17 protein-coding genes are annotated in these 20927 nt (G+C 46.3%); 11 read left to right on the forward strand and 6 right to left on the reverse strand.

Annotation, left to right across the window (positions count from 1 at the left end):
• Positions 1-101 precede the first annotated feature (101 nt).
• The 4 genes from uhpA to manA all read left to right on the forward strand — a co-directional run bounded on the left by uhpA (position 102) and on the right by manA (position 5052).
• Entirely contained in the window at positions 102-710 is a 609-nt protein-coding gene (uhpA, locus tag AB6E78_RS14090) for a transcriptional regulator UhpA (protein WP_372133827.1), read from the forward strand.
• Entirely contained in the window at positions 710-2206 is a 1497-nt protein-coding gene (gene uhpB, locus AB6E78_RS14095; RefSeq protein ID WP_372133828.1) for a signal transduction histidine-protein kinase/phosphatase UhpB, read from the forward strand. Before uhpA ends, uhpB begins: the two co-directional genes overlap by 1 nt.
• An 8-nt stretch (positions 2207-2214) precedes the next feature.
• Complete coding sequence (locus tag AB6E78_RS14100) at positions 2215-3555, forward strand: MFS transporter (protein ID WP_372133829.1); 1341 nt, start codon at positions 2215-2217, stop codon at positions 3553-3555.
• Positions 3556-3846: 291 nt separating this feature from the next.
• On the forward strand, positions 3847-5052 hold the full coding sequence (gene manA, locus AB6E78_RS14105; protein ID WP_102428140.1) for a mannose-6-phosphate isomerase, class I: 1206 nt from the start codon (positions 3847-3849) through the stop codon (positions 5050-5052).
• Here manA and AB6E78_RS14110 read toward each other — a convergent pair.
• The 4 genes from AB6E78_RS14110 to AB6E78_RS14125 all read right to left on the reverse strand — a co-directional run bounded on the left by AB6E78_RS14110 (position 5049) and on the right by AB6E78_RS14125 (position 8583).
• Positions 5049-5573: an N-acetyltransferase gene (locus tag AB6E78_RS14110; RefSeq protein ID WP_065583568.1), complete on the reverse strand. Its 525-nt coding sequence runs from the start codon at positions 5571-5573 to the stop codon at positions 5049-5051. The two genes, manA and AB6E78_RS14110, sit on opposite strands and share 4 nt — an antisense overlap.
• A 98-nt stretch (positions 5574-5671) precedes the next feature.
• Positions 5672-5929, reverse strand: a complete 258-nt coding sequence (locus AB6E78_RS14115; protein WP_010432560.1) for a YdcH family protein — start codon at positions 5927-5929, stop codon at positions 5672-5674.
• Between the two features lie 201 nt (positions 5930-6130).
• The gene (locus AB6E78_RS14120; protein WP_372106731.1) at positions 6131-7120 is read right to left on the reverse strand and encodes a rhodanese-related sulfurtransferase; all 990 of its coding nucleotides are present in this window, start codon (positions 7118-7120) and stop codon (positions 6131-6133) included.
• Between the two features lie 314 nt (positions 7121-7434).
• Complete coding sequence (locus tag AB6E78_RS14125; RefSeq protein ID WP_136977841.1) at positions 7435-8583, reverse strand: PLP-dependent aminotransferase family protein; 1149 nt, start codon at positions 8581-8583, stop codon at positions 7435-7437.
• A gap of 115 nt (positions 8584-8698) precedes the next feature.
• On the opposite strand from AB6E78_RS14125, the gene AB6E78_RS14130 reads away from it, so the two are divergent.
• From AB6E78_RS14130 to AB6E78_RS14160, 7 genes are all read left to right on the forward strand, one after another.
• Positions 8699-9568: a GyrI-like domain-containing protein gene (locus AB6E78_RS14130; protein WP_102393067.1), complete on the forward strand. Its 870-nt coding sequence runs from the start codon at positions 8699-8701 to the stop codon at positions 9566-9568.
• Between the two features lie 209 nt (positions 9569-9777).
• Positions 9778-11115 carry an MATE family efflux transporter gene (locus AB6E78_RS14135; protein WP_372133830.1) on the forward strand — a complete coding sequence of 446 codons (1338 nt, stop codon included), beginning with the start codon at positions 9778-9780 and terminating at the stop codon, positions 11113-11115.
• 230 nt (positions 11116-11345) lie between these two features.
• On the forward strand, positions 11346-12104 hold the full coding sequence (locus tag AB6E78_RS14140) for an ATP-binding cassette domain-containing protein (RefSeq protein WP_017061554.1): 759 nt from the start codon (positions 11346-11348) through the stop codon (positions 12102-12104).
• Positions 12101-12952, forward strand: a complete 852-nt coding sequence (locus AB6E78_RS14145) for an ABC transporter ATP-binding protein (protein WP_372133831.1) — start codon at positions 12101-12103, stop codon at positions 12950-12952. The genes AB6E78_RS14140 and AB6E78_RS14145 overlap by 4 nt, the downstream gene beginning before the upstream one ends.
• Positions 12953-13000: 48 nt before the next feature.
• Complete coding sequence (locus tag AB6E78_RS14150; RefSeq protein WP_372133832.1) at positions 13001-14512, forward strand: ABC transporter substrate-binding protein; 1512 nt, start codon at positions 13001-13003, stop codon at positions 14510-14512.
• Between the two features lie 4 nt (positions 14513-14516).
• The gene (locus tag AB6E78_RS14155) at positions 14517-16253 is read left to right on the forward strand and encodes an ABC transporter permease subunit (protein ID WP_372133833.1); all 1737 of its coding nucleotides are present in this window, start codon (positions 14517-14519) and stop codon (positions 16251-16253) included.
• A gap of 152 nt (positions 16254-16405) precedes the next feature.
• Positions 16406-16648 carry a hypothetical protein gene (locus tag AB6E78_RS14160; protein WP_017061558.1) on the forward strand — a complete coding sequence of 81 codons (243 nt, stop codon included), beginning with the start codon at positions 16406-16408 and terminating at the stop codon, positions 16646-16648.
• A gap of 121 nt (positions 16649-16769) precedes the next feature.
• On the opposite strand, the gene AB6E78_RS14165 is transcribed toward AB6E78_RS14160, so the two are convergent.
• A complete protein-coding gene (locus AB6E78_RS14165) occupies positions 16770-19625 on the reverse strand; it encodes an FAD-binding and (Fe-S)-binding domain-containing protein (RefSeq protein ID WP_372133834.1) in 2856 nt (951 codons plus the stop codon).
• Positions 19626-19784: 159 nt separating this feature from the next.
• Positions 19785-20924 carry an FMN-dependent L-lactate dehydrogenase LldD gene (gene lldD, locus AB6E78_RS14170; protein ID WP_372133835.1) on the reverse strand — a complete coding sequence of 380 codons (1140 nt, stop codon included), beginning with the start codon at positions 20922-20924 and terminating at the stop codon, positions 19785-19787.
• Positions 20925-20927: the final 3 nt, after the last annotated feature.

A 20927-nucleotide genomic window follows, 5' to 3' on the forward strand; every position in this document is an offset into this window, starting at 1 on the left:
ACAGCTCTGAAGGATCCTTCAACCGATCGCTTTGGCTTTAACTGATCGGCATTACCTATTGGGGCTATTTTTCTTTCTTACTCTTAATTTTGGTTGATATCATGATTAATGTTGCGCTTGTTGATGACCACGTCATTGTTCGATCTGGTTTTGCTCAATTACTCAGTCTTGAAACTGATATTACGGTCGTGGGTGAATTCAGTTCTGCGGCAGAAGCGCGACTCGGACTACCAAGTTGTCACCCTGATGTCGTTATCTTGGATATTTCAATGCAAGATGAAAGTGGCCTGAGTTTGTTGGAAGAAATTCCATCAGGCATTGCCAGCATCATGTTGAGCGTACATGACTCTCCGGCGATGGTTGAAAAGTCGTTAGAGTTAGGAGCTAAAGGTTATCTGAGCAAGCGCTGCAGTCCTGATGAGTTAATTCAAGCCGTACACACGAGCGCAAATGGTGGCTGTTATCTCACGCCTGATATCGCCATAAAGCTTGCGACACCCATGAAGAATAAAGCCTCTTTAAATCAGCTCACCCGCAGAGAAAGCGAAGTGTGCCAGTTATTGGCAACAGGGCTCGATGTAAAATCTATCGCCGTAGAGCTAGGGGTTAGCCATAAAACGGTGCATGTACACCGTGCCAATGCGATGGACAAACTCAATGTTAAGAATAACGTCGAGTTAGCGAAACTGTTTACACAAGACCAGTACTAATGCGTTCTTACCTAGCCACCTCCCTGTGTGGGTTTTTTATGGCTGGTTGTGCATGGTTCTGTTTATGGGTTATTGCCTTCTATTTCATTAATGACCCTGAGTTAGCGATTCTGCTTTTCCCGTTTTCACTTCGACTGGGAATGACGCTGCACACTCGCACCCACTATTGGCCTGCCATCTATATTGCAGAGTGGGGGCTCGCGATTGCTTTAGCTCTACTGCTTGATGAACCTCAATGGCTGACGATACTCATCGCCAGTGGATTGAGTATTCCTGCTACGCTAATTGCCAAGCGTTATTATTCTGGTGACCAGAATCGTCACTTGTTAGTGATGGCGAGCTTAATCATGGTCACCGCATTAATTAACGTTGCCGTGGTCGGTTCTCATGTTCCAGCTGTTTACATGGTGTGGTTAGCGAGTATCACGGGTGGATTGATGCTGGTGCCGATGTGTTATCTGGTCTGGAACTATCTATTCCAAAATAAGTGGGCGCCACTGAGCTCTTACTTAATCCATAATGTTGTAGAGTTCAAAATTCGTCACATCGCTTTATATAGCGTCTTGTTGGTCGCCAGTATTTTGATACAAACCAGTTTGCCTGATGAGCTAAGGCGCTTTGCCCCATTCTGTATGGCGATCCCTATTATCTTGCTGGCCGTTCGTTACGGATGGCAAGGCGCTCTGCTTGCAACAATGCTAAATAGTGTCGCGCTGATTGCTGCTCATAGTGGAACGTCCAAACTCGAAATTACCGATTTGCTCTTGTCTCTGTCTGCTCAAACCATCACTGGTATATTGCTTGGTTTAGCGGTTCAAAAGCAGAAAGATCTCAACTCGAAATTACGCAGTGAGCTTTCCAGAAATCAAAACCTTTCACGTCAGTTAGTTACCGCTGAAGAGTCGGTTCGTCGTGATATTGCGCGTGAACTGCATGATGAAATCGGCCAAAACATCACGGCAATTCGTACTCAGGCAAGCATTATTAAACGTGTCGACGCGGCTGAGATGAGCGTTCGCTGTGCGGGTACCATTGAATCATTATCTTTGAATGTTTATGACACCACCAAACGTCTACTTACAAAATTAAGACCTAAGATGCTGGACGATCTGGACTTAAAAGATTCCGTGGAACAGCTTATTCGAGAGATGGAGTTCTCGGATCACGGCGTTGATATCCAGTTAAATTGGCAAGGAGATTACTCGTGTTTGAGTGACACGCTTAAGGTCACTATCTTCAGGCTGTGCCAAGAGTCTCTAAATAATGCCTCTAAATACGCCAACGCGAGCGAGATCAGAATTGAACTGATTTTAGGTGACCAGGCTTACCTTCAGATATCAGATAATGGCGTTGGTTTTACAGCGCAAGATCTTCTCAAAGGAATGGGGGTTCGCGGTATGCAAGAGCGTGTTCAGGCGCTCGGCGGCAAGATGACCATTAACGCTAATGGCTCATCTTCGGGTACCAATATCAGCGTTACATTACCTAAAGTGTGAGAACGAATATGTTTGGATTTCTGCGCTCAGCTACGTCAAATACTCATGCTCTAACAGATGATGAAGTCAACCAGAGTTATCGCTACTGGCGTCTCCACATCATGATAGGAATGTATGTCGGCTATGCGGGTTTTTACTTCACTCGTAAAACCTTTAATTACGCCGCGCCCGCAATGATCACCGATCTTGGTTTGGACAAAGGAGATATTGGCTTAATTGGCACGCTCTTTTATCTTTCTTATGGTTTATCGAAATTTATTTCAGGCACGATATCGGATCGCTCAAACCCGCGCTACTTCATGGGGCTTGGCTTAATCGCGACAGGCTTGATCAATATAGCGTTTGGCTTTTCTAGTTCTTTGGCGGCTTTTATCTTGCTTTGGGTGCTCAATGCATGGTTCCAAGGTTGGGGCTGGCCATCGTGTTCTAAGTTATTGACGACTTGGTATTCTCGCTCCGAAAGAGGCTTTCGCTGGGCAATCTGGAATACAGCACACAACGTGGGTGGGGCGCTAATTCCTATTCTTGTGGGTTATCTGACGCTGCAATTCAGTTGGCGAGCGGGGTTTATTTGGCCGGGTGTGATTGGCGTTTTTATTGGTCTGATTGTTTGTTGGCGTTTGCGTGATAAGCCCACCACCATGGGACTTCCGACGGTAGGAAAGTGGCGCAATGACCATCTAGAGTTGGCACAAGAGAGCCACGGGCAAGGGTTAAGCTATCGAGAAATCCTGAAAACCTACGTGTTCAGCAACAAGTATATTTGGTTGCTCGCCTTTAGTTATGTGTTGGTTTACATCGTAAGAACGGCAGTTAACGACTGGGGCAATTTATACCTCACCGAAGAACACGATTACAGTTTGATCAACGCCAACGCTGCCTTGTCTCTGTTCGAGATAGGAGGTTTTGTTGGTTCACTTGTTGCTGGGTGGGGATCGGATAGGTTGTTTGGTGGCAACCGCGGTCCAATGAACATCTTGTTTGCGATTGGCATCTTCCTTTCGGTTTCGGCTTTATGGCTTATGCCTTTAACCAACTTTGTGTTTCAAGCGGCTGGGCTATTCTGCGTTGGCTTTTTTGTTTTTGGCCCTCAAATGCTTATTGGCATGGCGGCGGCGGAATGTTCACATAAAGACTCTGCTGGGGCGGCGACAGGTTTTGTTGGCTTGTTTGCTTATATGGGAGCAGCACTTTCTGGTTACCCATTAGCGCTCGTTCTAGAAGCTTACGGCTGGAGTGGGTTCTTCATTACCATCTCTACTTGTGCGGCCGTTATTGGCTTGCTGTTACTGCCTTTCCTACAAGCTCAATCACCTCAGAAAAGTGCAGAAGCTCGCTCTGGTTTTTAAGGAACGATAACAAGATAGTCACTAGTGTTTGTATTCAGATGCTTGTATCGCTGCTGTAATCAGTGCGATACAAGCCGCTATCTTATTCTCAGCGCTTTCTACACGTAATATTCAAATGTGACTCTTTTCACGCTTTTCATCGATCTCACCTGTTTCTAAGAATTTTTCCTATTGCGTCTAAGACCTCATCTCATGTGGGTTCTAGCTGCTCTCTGTAGTCTTTCTAATTATTTACGTTATTAGAAATCAGCTCTCTGAATTGTGTTCAAAGGGCTCACTACGGAAAACGCCATGTCACTCAGCCACTTCTCAGAACACTCATTTTTCCCAATGGAAAACACCATCCAAAATTATGCATGGGGGAGCATTTCTTCGATACGTGAACTGTTTGGCTTTCAGAATGAGTCACAAGAGCCGCAAGCGGAAGTTTGGATGGGAGCGCATCCAAAAGGTTGCTCAATGGTTAAGCTTGACCAGCACTTGGTGCCTCTCTCTGAGCTGATTAACAAGAATAAACCGGCCTATCTATCAAGCGATATTGCGCAGGAGTTCGGTGAATTGCCGTTCTTGTTTAAGATCTTGGCAGCAGAAAAGGCACTATCGGTTCAGGTTCATCCAAACAAGCGTCAAGCCGAAATTGGCTTTGCGAGAGAAGAGCAAGCAAGCATTCCTCTGACCGCAGGACATCGTAATTACAAAGACTCTAACCACAAACCTGAATTGGTTTACGCGATCACTGAATATCAAGCAATGAATGGCTTTCGAGAATTCGATGAAATATTAGGGTTGTTCAGAAAGTTGAATTCGAGCGAGCTGGCTGGTTTAGTTGAAGAGTTTGGCAACCACCTTGATTCTCTAGGTTTAGAGGCGTTTTTCCGTGATTTATTAACGTTGAATGAACAACGTAAACATCAAGCATTAGAGCAACTTCTGACTTACGCGGCTGCTCATCAAGACCAAGCGGAGTTTGCTTTGGTTATTGAGCTTAGTCATCAGTATCCAAACGATATTGGTCTATTTTGTGTTCTGCTTCTTAACTTGATCACATTGAACCCGGGTGAAGCGATGTATTTGAATGCGAATACTCCGCATGCTTACATTAAGGGAACTGGGCTCGAGATCATGGCAAATTCAGACAACGTTTTGCGAGCAGGTTTAACGCCAAAGCACATTGATGTCGCCGAGTTGGTTGCCTGTACAGAGTTCAAACCGATCCCGTTTGAACGCTTGTTGTTAGCGCCCTCAAAACTGGGTCAATGTGATAGTTATGATATTCCTGTCAGTGATTTTGATTTCAATATCTTTCATCGCCCTCAGCAAGAAGAAGTGATCACAAGCGGTGCTGAAATTTTAATGGCGATAGATGATGATTTAACGTTAATGAGTCAGAAAGGTGAACACCTAACACTCACCAAAGGGCAATCGGTATTTATCCCAGCTTATATTGGTCATTATGTACTGAGCAGTAATGGGCGAGTGGCTAGGGCGTTTAATTAGAGATGGTGTTTGTGGTATAGATTGAGCTCCATCCCCACAAAATCATCATCTCCTTCATCAACAACGTGATAGCCAAGCGATTGATAAAAGTTAATAGCACGAGCATTACTTTTAAAACTCGATAGAGTGACTTGACTAAGTTGCTCTGCCATAGCTTTTTTATGTATGAGAGTCATGACTTGCTTGCCAAGCGAACGACCTTGGTACTGGGGGAAAATGATCAGCAAATGAATATGGTATGCGTTGTCATAAGGTTTAAAGCAGGCGAGCCCCACTCTTTTATTTTCGCGATATACCCAATGAAACCAAGATGGATGGTATTCGTTTAAAAGTCGTTGACGTTGAAAGTCGTCATCCCAGCCGAAAACGCTATCTACGTGTATGAAGATACCTTGTTTAACACACGCAAACAGTTCATCGAATTCAGAATTTGAAGCGAGTTGGAGTTGTATGTTCTCTTCTTTCATTGCCACTTTTACCGCTTCCTTATCAAACGCCTTTGAATAAGCAAACAGTAACATAATTGAAGAAGCCGAATTAGCTTAGATTTGCGAAGTGATGAAACCAAAAAGCCATGCGTAATGCATGGCTTAAAATCTGGCAGTAAGAACGTTGTGATTTAAACGATCTTAAGCGCGTGATGTCGAGTAAGTTGCTTATGTAGCGAGTCTTTTAATGCCATGCGTTCTACTTTGAGGTTGTGCATGCTGTCGTCATCGATTGGGCTGCCAGAGATTTCTAGTTGGCGGATGTCGTAGTCGAGTTGGTGGTATTTCTGCATGTCTGCTTTGAATTTTTCGTCGTCGTGGTTGAGCTGAACAATGTCTAATTTAAGATCTGGGAAATCTAAGATAAAGGCATGGTTTTCATTGAGCATTGGCACTTCCTCTCTAGTCGAATTATTAACAGTATAGAAGTAATTTTTCGAAAGAAATGTGGTTCAAAACACAAAGCCGTAAAGCGATCAAAAAAGGGCGTAAACTCGTAGAATTATCCTCGAAATTGCGCCCTTTTGTATGTATATAGCTAACTATTTATAGTTATATGTTTAGAACTATAAGAGTTTAAAGCAGAAAGTTTACTTTGCTTTCTTACCAGAGCGTTGCTGCTCTTTGTGTGCAAGCTTCTCTTTTTTGCGTTGCTCGATAAGGTGAGCAGCTTCGCCGCCTACGTGGGTTTCGCCACGAGCATTCGACAGTTGAACTTGCTTTTCACGTTCACGGAAACGGGCTTTCTGCTCGTCGCTGTGCTTATCAATACACTTAGGGCAGCTTACGCCTTTCTCGAAGTGTTTAGAGGCTTTGTCTTCGTCAGTGATTGGCAGGCGACACGCGTTACACACATCGTAACCGCTCTTTTCTAGCTGGTGGTTTACTGCAACTCGACCATCAAATACGTAGCAGTCGCCTTCCCACATACTCTCTTCTTCAGGTACCTCTTCTAGGTACTTAAGAATGCCGCCTTCAAGGTGATAAACCTCATCAAAGCCTTGCTCTTTCATGTAGGCTGTTGATTTTTCGCAACGAATACCGCCAGTACAGAACATCGCAACTTTCTTGTGCTTCTTAGGATCAAGGTTGTCTTCAACGTATTGAGGGAATTCACGGAAGGTTTCTGTGTTTGGGTTTACAGCATTTTTGAAGGTGCCGATGTCCACTTCGTAGTCGTTACGAGTATCAACCAGAATCACATCAGGATCAGAGATCAATGCGTTCCATTCGTTTGGTTTCACGTAAGTGCCGACAACGTGGCGTGGGTCGATGCCCTCAACGCCCATGGTTACGATCTCTTTCTTAAGCTTAACCTTGGTGCGGTTGAATGGTTGTTCTTCGTTGAACGACTCTTTGTAAACAACATCAGCCAAGCGAGTGTCTTGCTTGAACCATTGAAGAAGTGCATCGATAGATTCGCGTTTACCTGCAACAGTACCGTTGATGCCTTCACTCGCAAGTAGCAAAGTACCGCGAATTTTGTTGGCTTCTAGCACTTCAGTTAGTGGCTGGCGAATTTCTTGGTAATCATCAAGTGCAACGAATTTATACAGAGCACATACAACATATTGAGACATGGTTTTTCCTTTCTGCGAGCTGGAACGTAAATCCAGAGCGGTTGCCTTTTATGATACATACTGAGTTTGATTTACTCAGGTTTGCCCATATTGGCTTATTAAAATCCGCCGCAGTATAACCAAGCCAAGGAAGGACAAAAACCAACCAAAAGTAGGGCTATTTAGCATTGTTATTAGTGTGGCTTTTGGACTAAGAAATGCAATGAAACCGTTTTATCTGGTTCGAATTACAACACGTATTCCCAAACCAAAAAGGCCCTGCTGTAAAAATACATCAGGGCCTTGGTATTGAATCTGTCTGACTTAATCAGCGATTACGCTTGGTTAAGTACTTCCGCTAAGCGTTTCACCGCTTCTGTTAATTCTTCTGGGTTGGCGTTAGTGAAGTTTAAGCGCAGTGCGGCTTTTGCTTCATCGGCCTTTGGATAAAATACTGGGCTTGGTACTACCGCGACGCCATTCGATAGCAAAGTCTTAGCTAATTCGAAGGTATCGCACTCTGGGATCTCAACCCAAATGAACATCCCGCCATCTACGGCTTTTAACACACAATCTGCAGGCAGTTGTTTTTCTAGTTCTGAGAACAGCACTTCATAACGAGACTTGTACAGTGTGCGAATGTTTTCCATGTGTACGTTGAAGTCTTCATGTTTTAGAAGACCAACAAGCAGTGCTTGCATAGGTACACTTGAGTGTAAATCCGCGCCTTGCTTCACTTTGATCAGTGGCTCAAGGTAGCTGCGTTTGCCTGTTACCGCGCCAATACGTAGACCTGGCGATGCAATCTTAGAGAATGAACGAAGAACGATAGAGTTATCAGGGCAGAACGAAGAAACCAACGGCAGCTCTGTGCCTGTGAAACGTAGCTCACGGTATGGCGCATCTTCAATGAATGCCACGTTGTATTTGATACACAGCTCAGCCACTTTTTGACGAGTTTCTGTTGCCCAGCACACACCGGTTGGGTTGTGAAAATCAGGCACCGCGTAGAACATTTTTGGCGCTTGCTGTGCAAAGCATGTTTCCAATTCATCTAGATTCGGCCCAAATTCGGTTTGAGACACGGTCGCAATGTTTGCTTGAACTAGGCCAAACACCTGCATCGCACCTAAGTAGCTTGGCGCTTCCATCACAACCACATCACCTGGATCGACATACGCACGCGCAATCAAATCCAAACCTTGCTGAGAGCCAGTACAAATCATTACCGTGTGTGACTCTGGCAATTGGTAGCTTTGTGTTAGGTGGTCAAGCAACGGGCCGTAACCGGCAGTAGAGCCGTATTGGAAAACTTCAGGCATGTTCGCTAGGTTTTCTAGCGTTGGCTTCATTAAATCGATTGGGAATGTTTTCTCGTCCGGTAAACCGCCGGCCAATGAGATGACATTTGGATCACTTGCGGCTGCGAGGATCTCTCGAATGTATGAAGATTGAATCTGTTGTAATGACTGTGCGATTTCCATGTGTTGTGTCTCGTCGTTTATCGTTTTTATTCTATCGCTTGATATTACACGGCAATTGTAAAAACTAGCGTGTCCGTTTATGCTCTTAAACATGTCCATTTATGCTATTTAAACGATGTCACGTCAACACATATCGCGAATCAATGATGTCCTGTTCCATATTCACCAAGACATCAGTCAGCCTTTGTCTGCCAAAGAGTTATCTGAGATAGCGGCCTATTCAGAACAGCACTTTCATCGCACCTTTAAAAGCGTGGTCGGGGAGTCGTTGCATCAATATATCCGACGCACTCGAATGGAGTATGCAGCCAACCAATTGATGTTTGATATCAGCTCGTCAGTGGTCGAGATCGCCCATAAATGTGGCTTTAGCTCGGTGTCTTCGTTTAGTCGAGCATTTAAAGCGACCTTTAATATGTCTCCGGGCGAGTGGCGTAAACACGATTTACAAGTAGCAGAAAAACCCTATTTGAAAGATCCCGAAGTGGCGGCGGGCTATTTGAATGTGGCGCAGCGAGTATTGCCCGAACCCAAGATCGTTGAAGTGCCTGAACGCATGGCGGCCTATGTTCGACATACGGGTTATAACCGCTCTATTCGCAATGCGTGGTTGATATTGAAAGCGTGGGCGAATTCCGAACAGCGTGATTTTTCGAGCCAATTTGGTTTGCATCACTCAAACCCTGCTTGGGTTGAAATGGATCAGTGTCGTTATGTCGCGTGTATCGCGATTGATGAGCCGATTAAGTATCGTAGCGTAGTTAATCAGATGGTGATTCCGGGCGGCTTACACGCTGTGTTTCGACTAAATGGCCGCTATGGAGAACTGCTACCACAGATCAGTATGGTGTTAGAAAAGTGGCTACCCACATCTGGTTTCAAACAGCGCTCGACTCCCGCGTATGTGCATTATCATCAGAATCATTTTCTCAACACCGATGAAGTGTTCGAACTCGATTTCTACCTTCCCGTGAGCTTTTACTAATCGATGGTTGTGCTGTTTTGTTGAACCAGACTTTGATCTTTTGTTGAGACAAATTAGCACAACCAATAGCAGCTAACGATTTTATGCAGTTGGCCTAAGATAAAGATGCTTTGTTGATAATCTACTCTAAGTAAATGATGACAACGTACGGATTAAACGATAGCATTTCGTTCTAATTGCAAATAGTTCTTAATATCACTCGATAGAATATGACCATTACCCACAAAGATTATCTGAAAATCGCTTTCCCTTTCATCATCTCAACGGTGACACAACCTCTGTTAGGTGCTGTGGATACCGCTGTTATTGGCCAACTTGGTATTGCTGAATTGATTGGTGGCGTAGCGATCGGCACCATCATTATGAACACCATGTATTGGTTGTTTGGTTTTTTCCGTGTCAGTACCACGGGCCAAAGTGCGATGGCACTGGGTAAGGGAAACCGCACTGATTTGGCGGGTAGCTTGATGCGTCCGTTTGTGCTGTCTGGTTTAGTGGGTTTGATCTTTATCTTGATACAACCACTCATCTGGCAAGGCGCAATGTGGGTGATAGAGCCTGAAGCCAATGTAGCCGAGCACGCGCATATCTACTTCAGTATTTTGATTTATGGCGCGCCTTTCGTGTTGCTTAACTACACCATTATTGGTTGGTTAATGGGACAGGCGAAAGCCAAAGACGTTCTTTATACACAAGTGTTTGGTAATGTGTTGAACATTGTCTTGGATGCGGTGTTTGTACTTTATTTCGATTTGGGTGTCGCAGGTGTGGCTTACGCAAGTTTGATTGCACAAGTTACCACCTTTGCGATTGGTGTGACCTTGGTGATGAAGACCAGCAATATCTCGATCTCTGAGTTCTTGCAAGGCTCGAAGATGACCAAGAAAGACCTATCGACAATCATCTCTTCGAATACTGATCTATTGCTTCGCACCATTTGTATCTTGGTGTTCTTCAACATGATGGCGCGTACTGGCTCTAAACTGGGTACCGATGTTCTAGCGGCTAACGCGATCTTGATGCAGGTGACCTTCATTGTCAGCTATATGTTTGATGGTATTGCCAACGCATCGAGTGTGTTTGCAGGTAAGGCGGTAGGACAGAAGAACCCTTCAATGTTGGATCGAGTATTAAGGCTTAACTTCCAATGGACGGCAGGTTTCATTGCTGCGCTGACGCTTTTAACCCTGATATTCAAAGACATGATTGTTTTCTTGTTTACCGATATTCCAGCGCTGGTCACGCTGTACCAAGAGATGGCTCCGTGGTTAATTGTGTTCCCGCTAGTGGCTGGCTTTGGCTTAACGGTTTATGGCATTTTTACCGGAACGGGAACCACACGTCCGGTTAGAGACTCAAGCATCGCGACTTTGTTGGTATTTTTAGCGGTACAGGCATTCACCGTCGATATTTGGGGTAATCATGGTTTGTGGTTGGCGTTTACTCTGTTCTATCTTGGGCGTATTGCGTTCCTGTATCCGTTCATCGCACAAGTTAAGCAGAAGTGTTACCCAGTCAAAGATGCAGTACAGGGTGCCATTAACTAAGCTGTCTAATTGCCATCTTTAATACATTATTAGTATTTTATGAAAGCGCTTTACTATTTTTATACGATAAATTTGGTGAGCGCTTTTTTGTATGTAATGACTCACTATAAATGGTCAATAAAATTGTAAGTAAAACGCGATACAGTTCAATGTCCGCTTTTCATCGCCTCAGCTAAATGATAATGTTGTTATGTTATAACATCTATCTGTGAGTATCTGTGAGTATCTGCGTGAACGCCCCACTTTTGTCTGTTGACCACCTAACGATCAAAACCTCTTCGAGAACCCTTTTCCAAGATATCCACTTCGATGTTTATCGCGGTGAGCTGTTGGCGATCATGGGACCGTCAGGCATTGGTAAGTCGATGCTTTCTCGCGCTATTGCCGGGTTTCTGCCAGAGACGATTGAAGTTGAAGGTCATATTTCTCTATCTGGTGAAGCTGTGTGTGGTTTGCCTATGTTGCAAAGAACTGCCACACAGCGCCCCGCAGTTATCTTCCAAGATGCGCTTCAAGCTTTGAACCCTCTGGTTTCAATAGAAGGTCAACTCTGCCTTGCCTTGACGGGAACTCGCACTAAGCTTAAATCAAAAGAAAAAATTCAAATTACCGAGTTGCTGAATCAACTTGGTTTTCCTAATCCAGAAACCATCTTGCCGTTGTACCCGAGCCAAATTTCGGGTGGGCAACGCCAACGTGTGTGTATTGCGATTGGCTTGCTGAGTAACGCCGATATTATCATCGCCGATGAACCAACCAGTGCGTTAGATCCCGTGACAGAGCAAGAGATACTTAAGCTGATTCGACACAATGTTAAACAGCGTCAAATTGGTGGTTTACTCATCACCCATGACCTGCATAGCGCGTTGGCGTGTGACAAGCTGTTAGTCATCGATGATGGTGGTGTGGTGGCTTACGGTGCACCGAAACATGCACTTGAGTCGAGCTCTCACGCTTTCTGCTGTTCATTGAGAGACTTAATCGAATGAGCTCGACCTTATCACTAAACTCAGAAGCCTCGCCATTAATGCCAGTGACTGATTCAGAAACACAAACACCGATCGAGATTAAGTTCGACAATGTCGGAGTTCATTATTACTCAGTGCCAAGTTGGCTGGGTGGTAAGGCGTTCAAAGCGCTACAGAACATCGACCTCAATGTTGAAGACAAAAGCTTAGCCATTGTTGGCCGTTCTGGTGCCGGAAAATCGACACTGATTGAGCTGTTATTTGGCCTAAAATCACCGACTGTTGGCCGAATCAGCCTATTTGGCCATTCGCTGCCGATTCGCAATAGCAAAACGCAAGCAAGGGTGTGTCGCTTGATCCAGTTGGTACCACAAGAGCCCCACACTAGCCTCAACCCTTACTATACCGTTCGACAGATCTTAGCCGAACCTCTAAGTAACTTAGATGTTTCGGGTAATCATGAAGCCATCATTGAAGAGGCGCTTTCAGACGTTGGATTGCCTGCCAGTTTGCTCTTACTGAAACCTAATCAGCTTTCTACAGGTCAAGCTCAACGTGTGGCTATTGCTCGGGCTCTTGTCGTTAGACCCGCAGTGCTGGTGGCCGATGAACCTACTGCCAGCCTTGACCCAGTGAATCGCCAAAGGTTGTTGGACTTGGTTAATTCATTAAAAAAGAAGCGCGATATGCGCCTTATTTTGGTTACTCACGATTTAGGTGCCGCAAAAGCCCTTTGTGAAGAAATACTGGTACTCGACCATGGTGAAATGGTGGAGCACGGACCGACCGATCAAGTGATGAGTAAACCTGCTCATCCTGCGACTCAGATGCTGATCGAGTCTCAGCCTCTTTCGAAATCTACTTGTTAAACACAACCTTATTTATAAAAAAAATACAGCTACAGAGAAAAAATAATTATGCGTTTTAATTCAATCAAACTGGCTTGCACGCTTGCGTTGGCTCTGCCTTTGACGGGCTGTTTTGACTCTCAACCAGGGTCTAGCGATGCCGCAGTAAAATCTGAAATTCGAGTTGCGATGATGCAGCCACCAAGAACGGGCCTATCGCCACTTTCTGATGACGCGTTCAAACTATCACGTTGGAGCACGGCTGAAACGTTAGTCAACTTGAGCCCAACCTCAGAAGCAGAACCAATGCTAGCGACTGATTGGAAACATCTTGATCCACTGACTTGGCAGTTCACGATTCGCCAAGGCGTTAAATTCCACGATGGCTCTACATTAACAGCAGAATCCGTAGTGAACTCTTTGCAGAAAGCGCTTGAGGCTGCACCTAAGCCACGCATTCTAGATGGTGTCGATCTCGAAGTGAAAGCGATGGACAACTACCGCGTAGAGATCAAGACCAGCTTTGATGACCCTCTTCTACCAAGCCGTTTATCAAGCCCTCAATTAGCGATCCTAGCAGCAAGTGCTTATCAAGAAGATGGTCGTGTTAGCCCAATGGGTGCTGGTACGGGCCCGTTTGAGTTGACTGAAATTAACGGTACAACCAGCGCGAAGCTAAAACGTTTCGATGGCTACTGGGGTGAAAAAGCGCAAGTTGAATCTGTGATTGCAGAATACGTTCCTAATGGTTTTGCTCGTGCTGCAGCACTGAGAACCGGCACGGCTGACGTCGTTGAAGCGGTACCCGTTTCACAAATCGCGACCATTGATCCGAACCTACTTTATGAAGTGGCGATGCCTCGTACCAATACGCTTTACTTAAATAACAAGTCAGGCGTATTCAGCGATATTAACTTGCGTAAGGTAGCGGCGGCTGCGGTAGACCGTGAGCAAATCGTGAATACTGTTTATGAAAACCACGCGGACATCGCACAAGGCCTATTAGGTCCTGCACTTGCTTGGGCTGAGCCGATCCGACCTGAAGGTCAAGCAATCGACAAAACGCTAAAAGCAAACGGTGAAAGTATTGTTATCGGTACCTTTACCGACCGTGCAGAGCTTCCAGAAGTGGCAGCGCTACTGAAGCAACAACTTGAAGCGGCTGGTTTCAAGGTTGAGCTGGATATTCGTGAATACGCTCAGATCGAGAACGATGCGCTATCTGGTAAGTTCGACGCGTTTATCCTTTCTCGTGCAACGGTTCTAGATTCGGGTGACCCAGTGGCTTACATGATGAGCGACTTTGGTTGTAAGGGTTCATTCAACCTTGGCCAGTTCTGTTCTCAAGAGGTAGATAAAGCACTGAATCACGCTGACCTACAACCGCTAGGTGCGCTGCGTCAGCAAGCGATCATCGAAGCTGAACAAAAAATCCTTAACGATTTCGCGGCTATCCCGCTGCTTCACGAACGTGTGATTCAAGGTGAAAGTGAGCGTGTAAGCAATGTCGTTCGTGACCCAAGTGAACGTCGCTTGGTTGATCAAACGACACAAGTTAACCCGGCAACACAGGCTAACTAAATAAATGTTATCTGCTGAGACTCTGCGTCGAACTCTATTTATCTTGACGCCTTGGCTATCAAGAATCGCCTCACTGATTGTGGTGGTGATTCTTGTTGGTTTGATGCCTGACATTGCAGGCATCGATCCAAGCCAATCTATTCTGCGGGCTAGGGCGGGGCAACAACACCTGCTTACGCCTGAAGCTTTAGCGGCGGTACGCGCTGATCTTCAGCTTGACCGTTCAGCCATTGAGCGCCTGCTCGACTGGGTAGGAAGTGCTTTTTCAGGTGATCTAGGTGAATCATGGATTGATGGTTCTTCGGTTGCACTAGGTATTCAAAAAACAGCGTCTACATCTCTGTTTTTGATGTCTAGCGCACTTGTGATGACTTTCGCACTGTGCGGTGCAGGCTTACTTGCCACCTTGCGCAGTTGGAAGAAGGGCAAGCTGGGGCAGAGTTACAGCAGTTTAAGTACGGTATTAATATCCTTGCCAGAGTACGTGGTGGCCTCGGTATTAATACTGGTGTTCTCTATCTGGTTAGGTTGGCTGCCGCCGTATGGTTGGCAAAGTTGGCAAGACATATGGCTACCGAGTTTAGCGCTCGCATTGCCCGCCAGTGGCCTATTTAGTCGCCTACTTAGAGACAGTTTACAACGCGTTTTAAATGAACCTTGGGTGATCACTTGGCTCAGTGCCAACGTTCATTCCAATCAAATTATTCGCTTTGCGCTGAAAAGAGCGCTGAGCAGTCTGATCCCGCAAATCGCGATGATCGTGATTGGCTTAACTGGTGGCGCAGTCGCGGTTGAGCTTATCTTTTCGATTCCGGGTATCGGGCGCATGATTCTTGGTGCAGCCAAGGCGCAAGACTTACCAACGCTGCAAGGCGGCTTATTGGTGTTGCTGCTATTTTCAATTGCCGTGAGCAGCATGAGTTTGTTTGTTCAGCAATTGATTCTTGGCCATAGCCTGAAAAGCGGTAAGCTGATTAGTAGCCACTCTTCGTTTCGTTTTACACAAAGCCGCACCAAGCGTGCTGTTGCTTTTTCAATACTCTCATTCCTGATTTCAATCGTGGTTTGGGCTGCATTCCGAGACCCATACACTAGCCAATTCGCACGCTTGGCATCACCGAGTTGGCAAGCACCTTTGGGAGCCGATGGCATTGGGCGAGACCTGTTAGCGAGAATCGGTTCTGGTATGGTCGCGACCTTCCAAGCGGGTATCTTGGCAACCTTCTTGAGCTTGGTGACGGGCATCATCATGGGTTTCAACACCCGCTTTAGCCAAGGCCTTATCGAGATCACTAAGGGTATCCCATACATCATTGCAGGCTTGCTTGTTGCAGGCTTAACGGGGATGAATCCGAACAGCGCATTAATCGCGATTGTATTGGTGTCGTGGGCGCCGCTAGCTGCACACTGCTCAAGCTTGATCGTAGAAGCCAAGGCTCAACCTTATACACACCTCGCGCCACTATGGGGCACCAGTAAGCTTAGAATCTTCCGTTTCTACTTGCTTCCGTATGTGTTGCCACCGTTGTTAAGACACGCGATGTTGAGGCTACCGGTTATCACTCTAAGTCTGACCTCGCTGAGCTTCATCGGATTAGGGGCAAAGCCACCAACACCTGAATGGGGTTTGATGATCGCAGAGAACCTTCCATACATTGAGCGCGCGCCATTAGCAGTCATGGGGCCAATTGTTGGGCTGATCTTGTTGGGTGCAGCCATTAACTTGATGTTTGATGACTAACGTAAAGATCCGGTCGCTGAGGTTTCTAAATTGACGATCCGATTGGGTATTCGATTTAGCATTTATGTTGTAACCTTAGCCCTGCTTTTTAGAGACGCTTTTTGATCGGCTCGAAAGTTAAACAGGCCCTAGTTAAGTGTAAAGGATTCAACATGTATCTCGTTTTGTATTGCCACAATATTGGTATGACCGACTTTTCTTTCTTTGAGACGGAAGATTTCGATAAGGAAGATGGCTATATCGTGCGAGGCAAATGGCCGAACGAGAAAGCGTTCCGTGATTACTTAACCAAAGAGTTTGGTGACATGAACGAGTTCCAAGTGATCGACTTAATCGCCAAAGGCGCAGAAGCAGAACACTACTCGCCAGAAGAGTTGGTGCGCTTAGCTCAGTAGCCGCTAGCTCAGCAATATCTAGCTCGGTAATACGTTTTAAATCGAATAAACAAATGGCAGCCTGATTGGGCTGCCATTTTTCGTTTTAAGCTAGAGCACGTTGCTCGCAGTATGAGTGGATCTACTGCGCCACTTCGTCCACCAAGTACAAGATTGATTGATACGGAATGCCACTGTGGTGTGATAAACCGATCTCACAGGTTCGGCTGTTACTAAAGCCACGAGTGCAGTTGCTCGGCACTTGTTCCTTGAGTGGGTGTACCGCCGCCTCATTCAGCTCTGGTGTAGTGAAGCCTTTGTCACCTGCCCAACCACAACATTGAATATGCTCTGGAACAATCACCTCTTCGGTACACGCTTTAGCAAGGTTTAACATCGCGCCTTCTAAGCCCATTCGACGAGAGCTACACGTGACATGCAGCATCACGGTTTCTTGTAGCGGCTCAAGCGTCAGATGTTCAAGCAAATATTGATTCACAAACCCTGTTGGCTCTAACACCTCTAATGGCTTGGTGAACTGTTCAATACTGCGTTTAGCACATGGGCTGGTATCCATCAATATTGGGTATTCACCCTGACGACTGGCTTGCCATAGCACTTCTTCCAACTGCTGAGCCTTCGACTGTGCTAAGTCGGTCATTCCTTTGCTGTCGTAAGGCATACCACAGCATTGGTCATCTAGCTTCTTCGGTAGAATTACCTCGAATCCTGCCTTGTTGAGCAAAGACATGGTCACTTCAGTAAGAGGACGTTGGTCGCCCGCATCGCTTTGTTGCCCCATGGTTCGACTTGCACAGGAAGGGAGGTAAACCACCTTCTTATGATTGCTTGAAGATTCTGCCGTCACGGGTGATGAGACTAGCGTGTGACTATTGGATTGCGGCATCTCAGGCATCCAAACCGGCGTCGCGCCTTTGGTGATAGAGCGCAAGCCGTTAGTTAGCTTGCCGACAGTATTTGCGCCTAATACTTTGCTCGCTACTTGGTTGGTTTTGAGGCCAGCCTTGGTGAGTTTTGTAGTGGTCGAGAAATGATCCGCTGTCCACTTAGCGATTGGCGTAAATTTCTCGTACTTGGCAATACGAAGCTTTTTAATCAAATCACCGGTGTTGATTCCCACTGGACAACGTTCGGCACACAGGCCGGTTGCGGCGCAGGTATCAATGCCTTGGTATTCGAAGGTTTTCTCTAGTTCACTGGCTTCTATCTCTTCACCTGCTTCTCGGCGGCGTTGCAGTTCTCGGTACAACACAATACGTTGGCGAGGTGACAAGGTCAGTGTGCGAGACGGGCAAACAGGCTCACAGAATCCACACTCAATACAGCGGTCGACTAGATCATCGGCAGCAGGCATCGGCTTCAGGTCTGTGATGTGGGAGTTTGGATTGTCGTTGATGATAACGCCGGGGTTAAGCAGCCTTTCTGGGTCAAACAGCGCTTTGATCTGTTGCATCAAGGCATAGCCATCTTTGCCCCATTCCAATTCCACATAAGGTGCCATGTTTCGGCCCGTGCCGTGTTCCGCTTTCAGTGAACCTTGATACTTCACTGCAACTAGCTCGGCAACGTTATCCATGAAACCGCCGTAACGGTCGATCTCTTCTTGGCTGTCGAAGCCTTGGGTAAACACAAAATGAAGGTTGCCTTCGAGTGCATGGCCGAAAATGATCGCTTCGCTGTAGTCGTATTTATCGAACAACTCTTGCAGCTCTCGAATACCGTTAGCCAGGTTTTCAACAGGGAAAGCCACGTCTTCGATGATAACGGTTGTGCCAACTTCACGAACGGCCCCAACCGCAGGGAACATGCCTTTTCGAATGCCCCACAGGGTTGCAACAGTCTTTGGATCGGACGTAAAAGGGACCGATTCAACAATCGTGTAATCAGCCAATGCATCCAAAATTGATTTACATTGTAAATCTAAGTCCTGCTGGGAGCTGGCGTGTGATTCCACCAAAATAGCCGCCGCTTCTAAATCTAGGTTTGGCATAAACGCAGGCATACCCGGTTTATCCGCGACAGAACGTAGCGCCCTGCCATCCATTAACTCAACAGCAGCAACCGGAGTTTTAGATAGCGTAGTCACAGCTTTACTGGCTTGTTCTATGTCAGCAAACACCAACAGAGTCGAGGCTTTGTTTGGATGTTCGATAACCGTGTTATAGGTAATCTCAGCAATGAAACCTAGTGTGCCTTCTGAGCCAATCATCAGGTGTTTTATGATCTCAATTGGGTCGTGGTAATCGACCAATGCATTGAGCGCGTAGCCGGTGGTGTTTTTAAGACGGTACTTGTGGCGGATTCTGTCTGCCAGTTCTTGATTTGAGCTAGTCTGTCTGTGTAAATCAATAATGCCTTCAAACAACGTTTTGTGTGATTGCTTGAAAGCTTCAACGCTGGCGTTATCTGCCGTATCAAGCAGGGAACCATCACTCAATACGATTTTCATGCTCTCGACGGTGCGATAGGAGTTTTGCGCAGTACCACAACACATACCGCTGGCGTTGTTCGCGGCAATACCGCCAATTTTACAGGTGTTGATAGAGGCTGGGTCTGGGCCGATTTTACGTTGGAAAGGGGCGAGGTATTTGTTGGCATCAGCACCAATCACACCGGGCTGAAGAATGATTTGATTGCCGTTGTCGACAATTTCATGGCCACGCCAGTCGTCGGTCAGTGTGATGAGTACCGAGTCTGAAACCGCTTGCCCTGACAGGCTGGTGCCCGCGGCGCGAAAGGTAAAATGAATCCCCAGTTCGCGACAGCTTTGAATGGTAAATATGACTTCGTCTAAGTTTTTTAGCCTTAGAACCATTTTCGGTACCAAGCGATAGAAACTCGCATCGGTGCCGTAAGCCAAGCGCTTTGCCTCTTGCGTGACAATGCGTTCTGTTTCTATTCTTTGAGCCAGTATCGATTCAAGCTGCTGATAAGCTTTGGCGTCGATTACTCGCTCATGGGATGTGTTTGTCTCCATCTTTGCTTCCTTGTGCTTCTTATTTGGCACTGATTTGCTTTTTTGTTTTTTTATTTTATTTTCCAGTGCTTAAACGGTGTCACAACGGCAGTGGAATTGCTGTGACACCGATTGAACTTCGGTCTAAGTAGACCAAAGCATTACAGTGAATCAACGGACTTAATCTAGCCCCACCAAAGATTCACGGGTTAAGTCTTTGATTGTCTTGGCGCCAGTTAGAGTCATCGCAACGCGCATCTCTTTGTCGTACAGGTCGAGTAGGTTCTCAACGCCTGCTTGTCCTTGAGCCGCTAACGCGTAGACGAATGAGCGGCCAAGTAAGGTGCAATCTGCGCCCATCGCCATCATGCGCACTACATCTAAGCCAGTACGAATACCAGAGTCGACCAGAATCTTGGTGTCGCCTTTAACTGCATCAGCAATCGAAGGCAGCGCTTTGGCACTTGATAGAACGCCGTCAAGCTGACGACCGCCGTGGTTTGAAACTACGATACCGTCTGCGCCAAATCTCACGGCGTCTTTTGCATCTTCTTCATCAAGAATGCCTTTGATAACCATTGGGCCATCCCAGAAGTCACGGATCCACTCTAGGTCTTTCCATGAAATAGACGGGTCGAAGTTATCACCTAACCAACCGATGTAGTCTTCCAGTTTGGTTGGAGAACCTCGGTAAGTAGATATATTGCCAAGGTCGTGCGGTTTACCAAGTAGGCCAACATCAACTGCCCAGCTAGGATGACGCATAGATTGGAATACACGACGTATTGCTGCATTTGGGCCACTCATTCCTGAGTGCATGTCACGGTAGCGAGCGCCAGGTACCGGCATGTCTACAGTAAATACCAGAGTAGTTACGCCAGCCGCTTTTGCACGCTCCAGTACGTTCTTCATGAAGCCACGGTCTTTTAACACGTAAAGTTGGAACCACATTGGGCGTTCAATCTTAGGTGCAACTTCTTCAATCGGACATACCGACACGGTCGACATGGTAAAAGGGATGCCTTTGTTGTCGGCGGCTTTTGCTGCTTGTACTTCACCGCGTCTTGCGTACATACCCGTTAAACCAACAGGCGCCAGTGCGATTGGCATCGCTAGCTTCTCGCCAAATAGTTCGGTTTCCAAATTTAGGTCCGACATGTCGTTGAGTACGCGTTGTTTTAGCGCAATCTCAGCTAGGTCAGCCGTGTTGCGACGTAGGGTATGTTCTCCGTAAGAGCCACCATCAATGTAGTGGAAAAGAAACGGTGGTAATTTCGCTTTTGCTGCGGCGCGGTAATCAGTCGATGCGGATATGATCATAAT

The organism is Vibrio sp. 10N.247.310.98 (assembly GCF_041467395.1).
GTDB lineage: Bacteria > Pseudomonadota > Gammaproteobacteria > Enterobacterales > Vibrionaceae > Vibrio > Vibrio crassostreae_C.

Coding starts and splice junctions, on each gene's coding strand:
- uhpA (WP_372133827.1), top strand. CDS start 102: ATGATTAATGTTGCGCTTGTTGATGACCACGTCATTGTTCGATCTGGT.
- uhpB (WP_372133828.1), top strand. CDS start 710: ATGCGTTCTTACCTAGCCACCTCCCTGTGTGGGTTTTTTATGGCTGGT.
- AB6E78_RS14100 (WP_372133829.1), top strand. CDS start 2,215: ATGTTTGGATTTCTGCGCTCAGCTACGTCAAATACTCATGCTCTAACA.
- manA (WP_102428140.1), top strand. CDS start 3,847: ATGTCACTCAGCCACTTCTCAGAACACTCATTTTTCCCAATGGAAAAC.
- AB6E78_RS14110 (WP_065583568.1), bottom strand. CDS start 5,573: ATGTTACTGTTTGCTTATTCAAAGGCGTTTGATAAGGAAGCGGTAAAA.
- AB6E78_RS14115 (WP_010432560.1), bottom strand. CDS start 5,929: ATGCTCAATGAAAACCATGCCTTTATCTTAGATTTCCCAGATCTTAAA.
- AB6E78_RS14120 (WP_372106731.1), bottom strand. CDS start 7,120: ATGTCTCAATATGTTGTATGTGCTCTGTATAAATTCGTTGCACTTGAT.
- AB6E78_RS14125 (WP_136977841.1), bottom strand. CDS start 8,583: ATGGAAATCGCACAGTCATTACAACAGATTCAATCTTCATACATTCGA.
- AB6E78_RS14130 (WP_102393067.1), top strand. CDS start 8,699: ATGTCACGTCAACACATATCGCGAATCAATGATGTCCTGTTCCATATT.
- AB6E78_RS14135 (WP_372133830.1), top strand. CDS start 9,778: ATGACCATTACCCACAAAGATTATCTGAAAATCGCTTTCCCTTTCATC.
- AB6E78_RS14145 (WP_372133831.1), top strand. CDS start 12,101: ATGAGCTCGACCTTATCACTAAACTCAGAAGCCTCGCCATTAATGCCA.
- AB6E78_RS14150 (WP_372133832.1), top strand. CDS start 13,001: ATGCGTTTTAATTCAATCAAACTGGCTTGCACGCTTGCGTTGGCTCTG.
- AB6E78_RS14155 (WP_372133833.1), top strand. CDS start 14,517: ATGTTATCTGCTGAGACTCTGCGTCGAACTCTATTTATCTTGACGCCT.
- AB6E78_RS14160 (WP_017061558.1), top strand. CDS start 16,406: ATGTATCTCGTTTTGTATTGCCACAATATTGGTATGACCGACTTTTCT.
- AB6E78_RS14165 (WP_372133834.1), bottom strand. CDS start 19,625: ATGGAGACAAACACATCCCATGAGCGAGTAATCGACGCCAAAGCTTAT.
- lldD (WP_372133835.1), bottom strand. CDS start 20,924: ATGATCATATCCGCATCGACTGATTACCGCGCCGCAGCAAAAGCGAAA.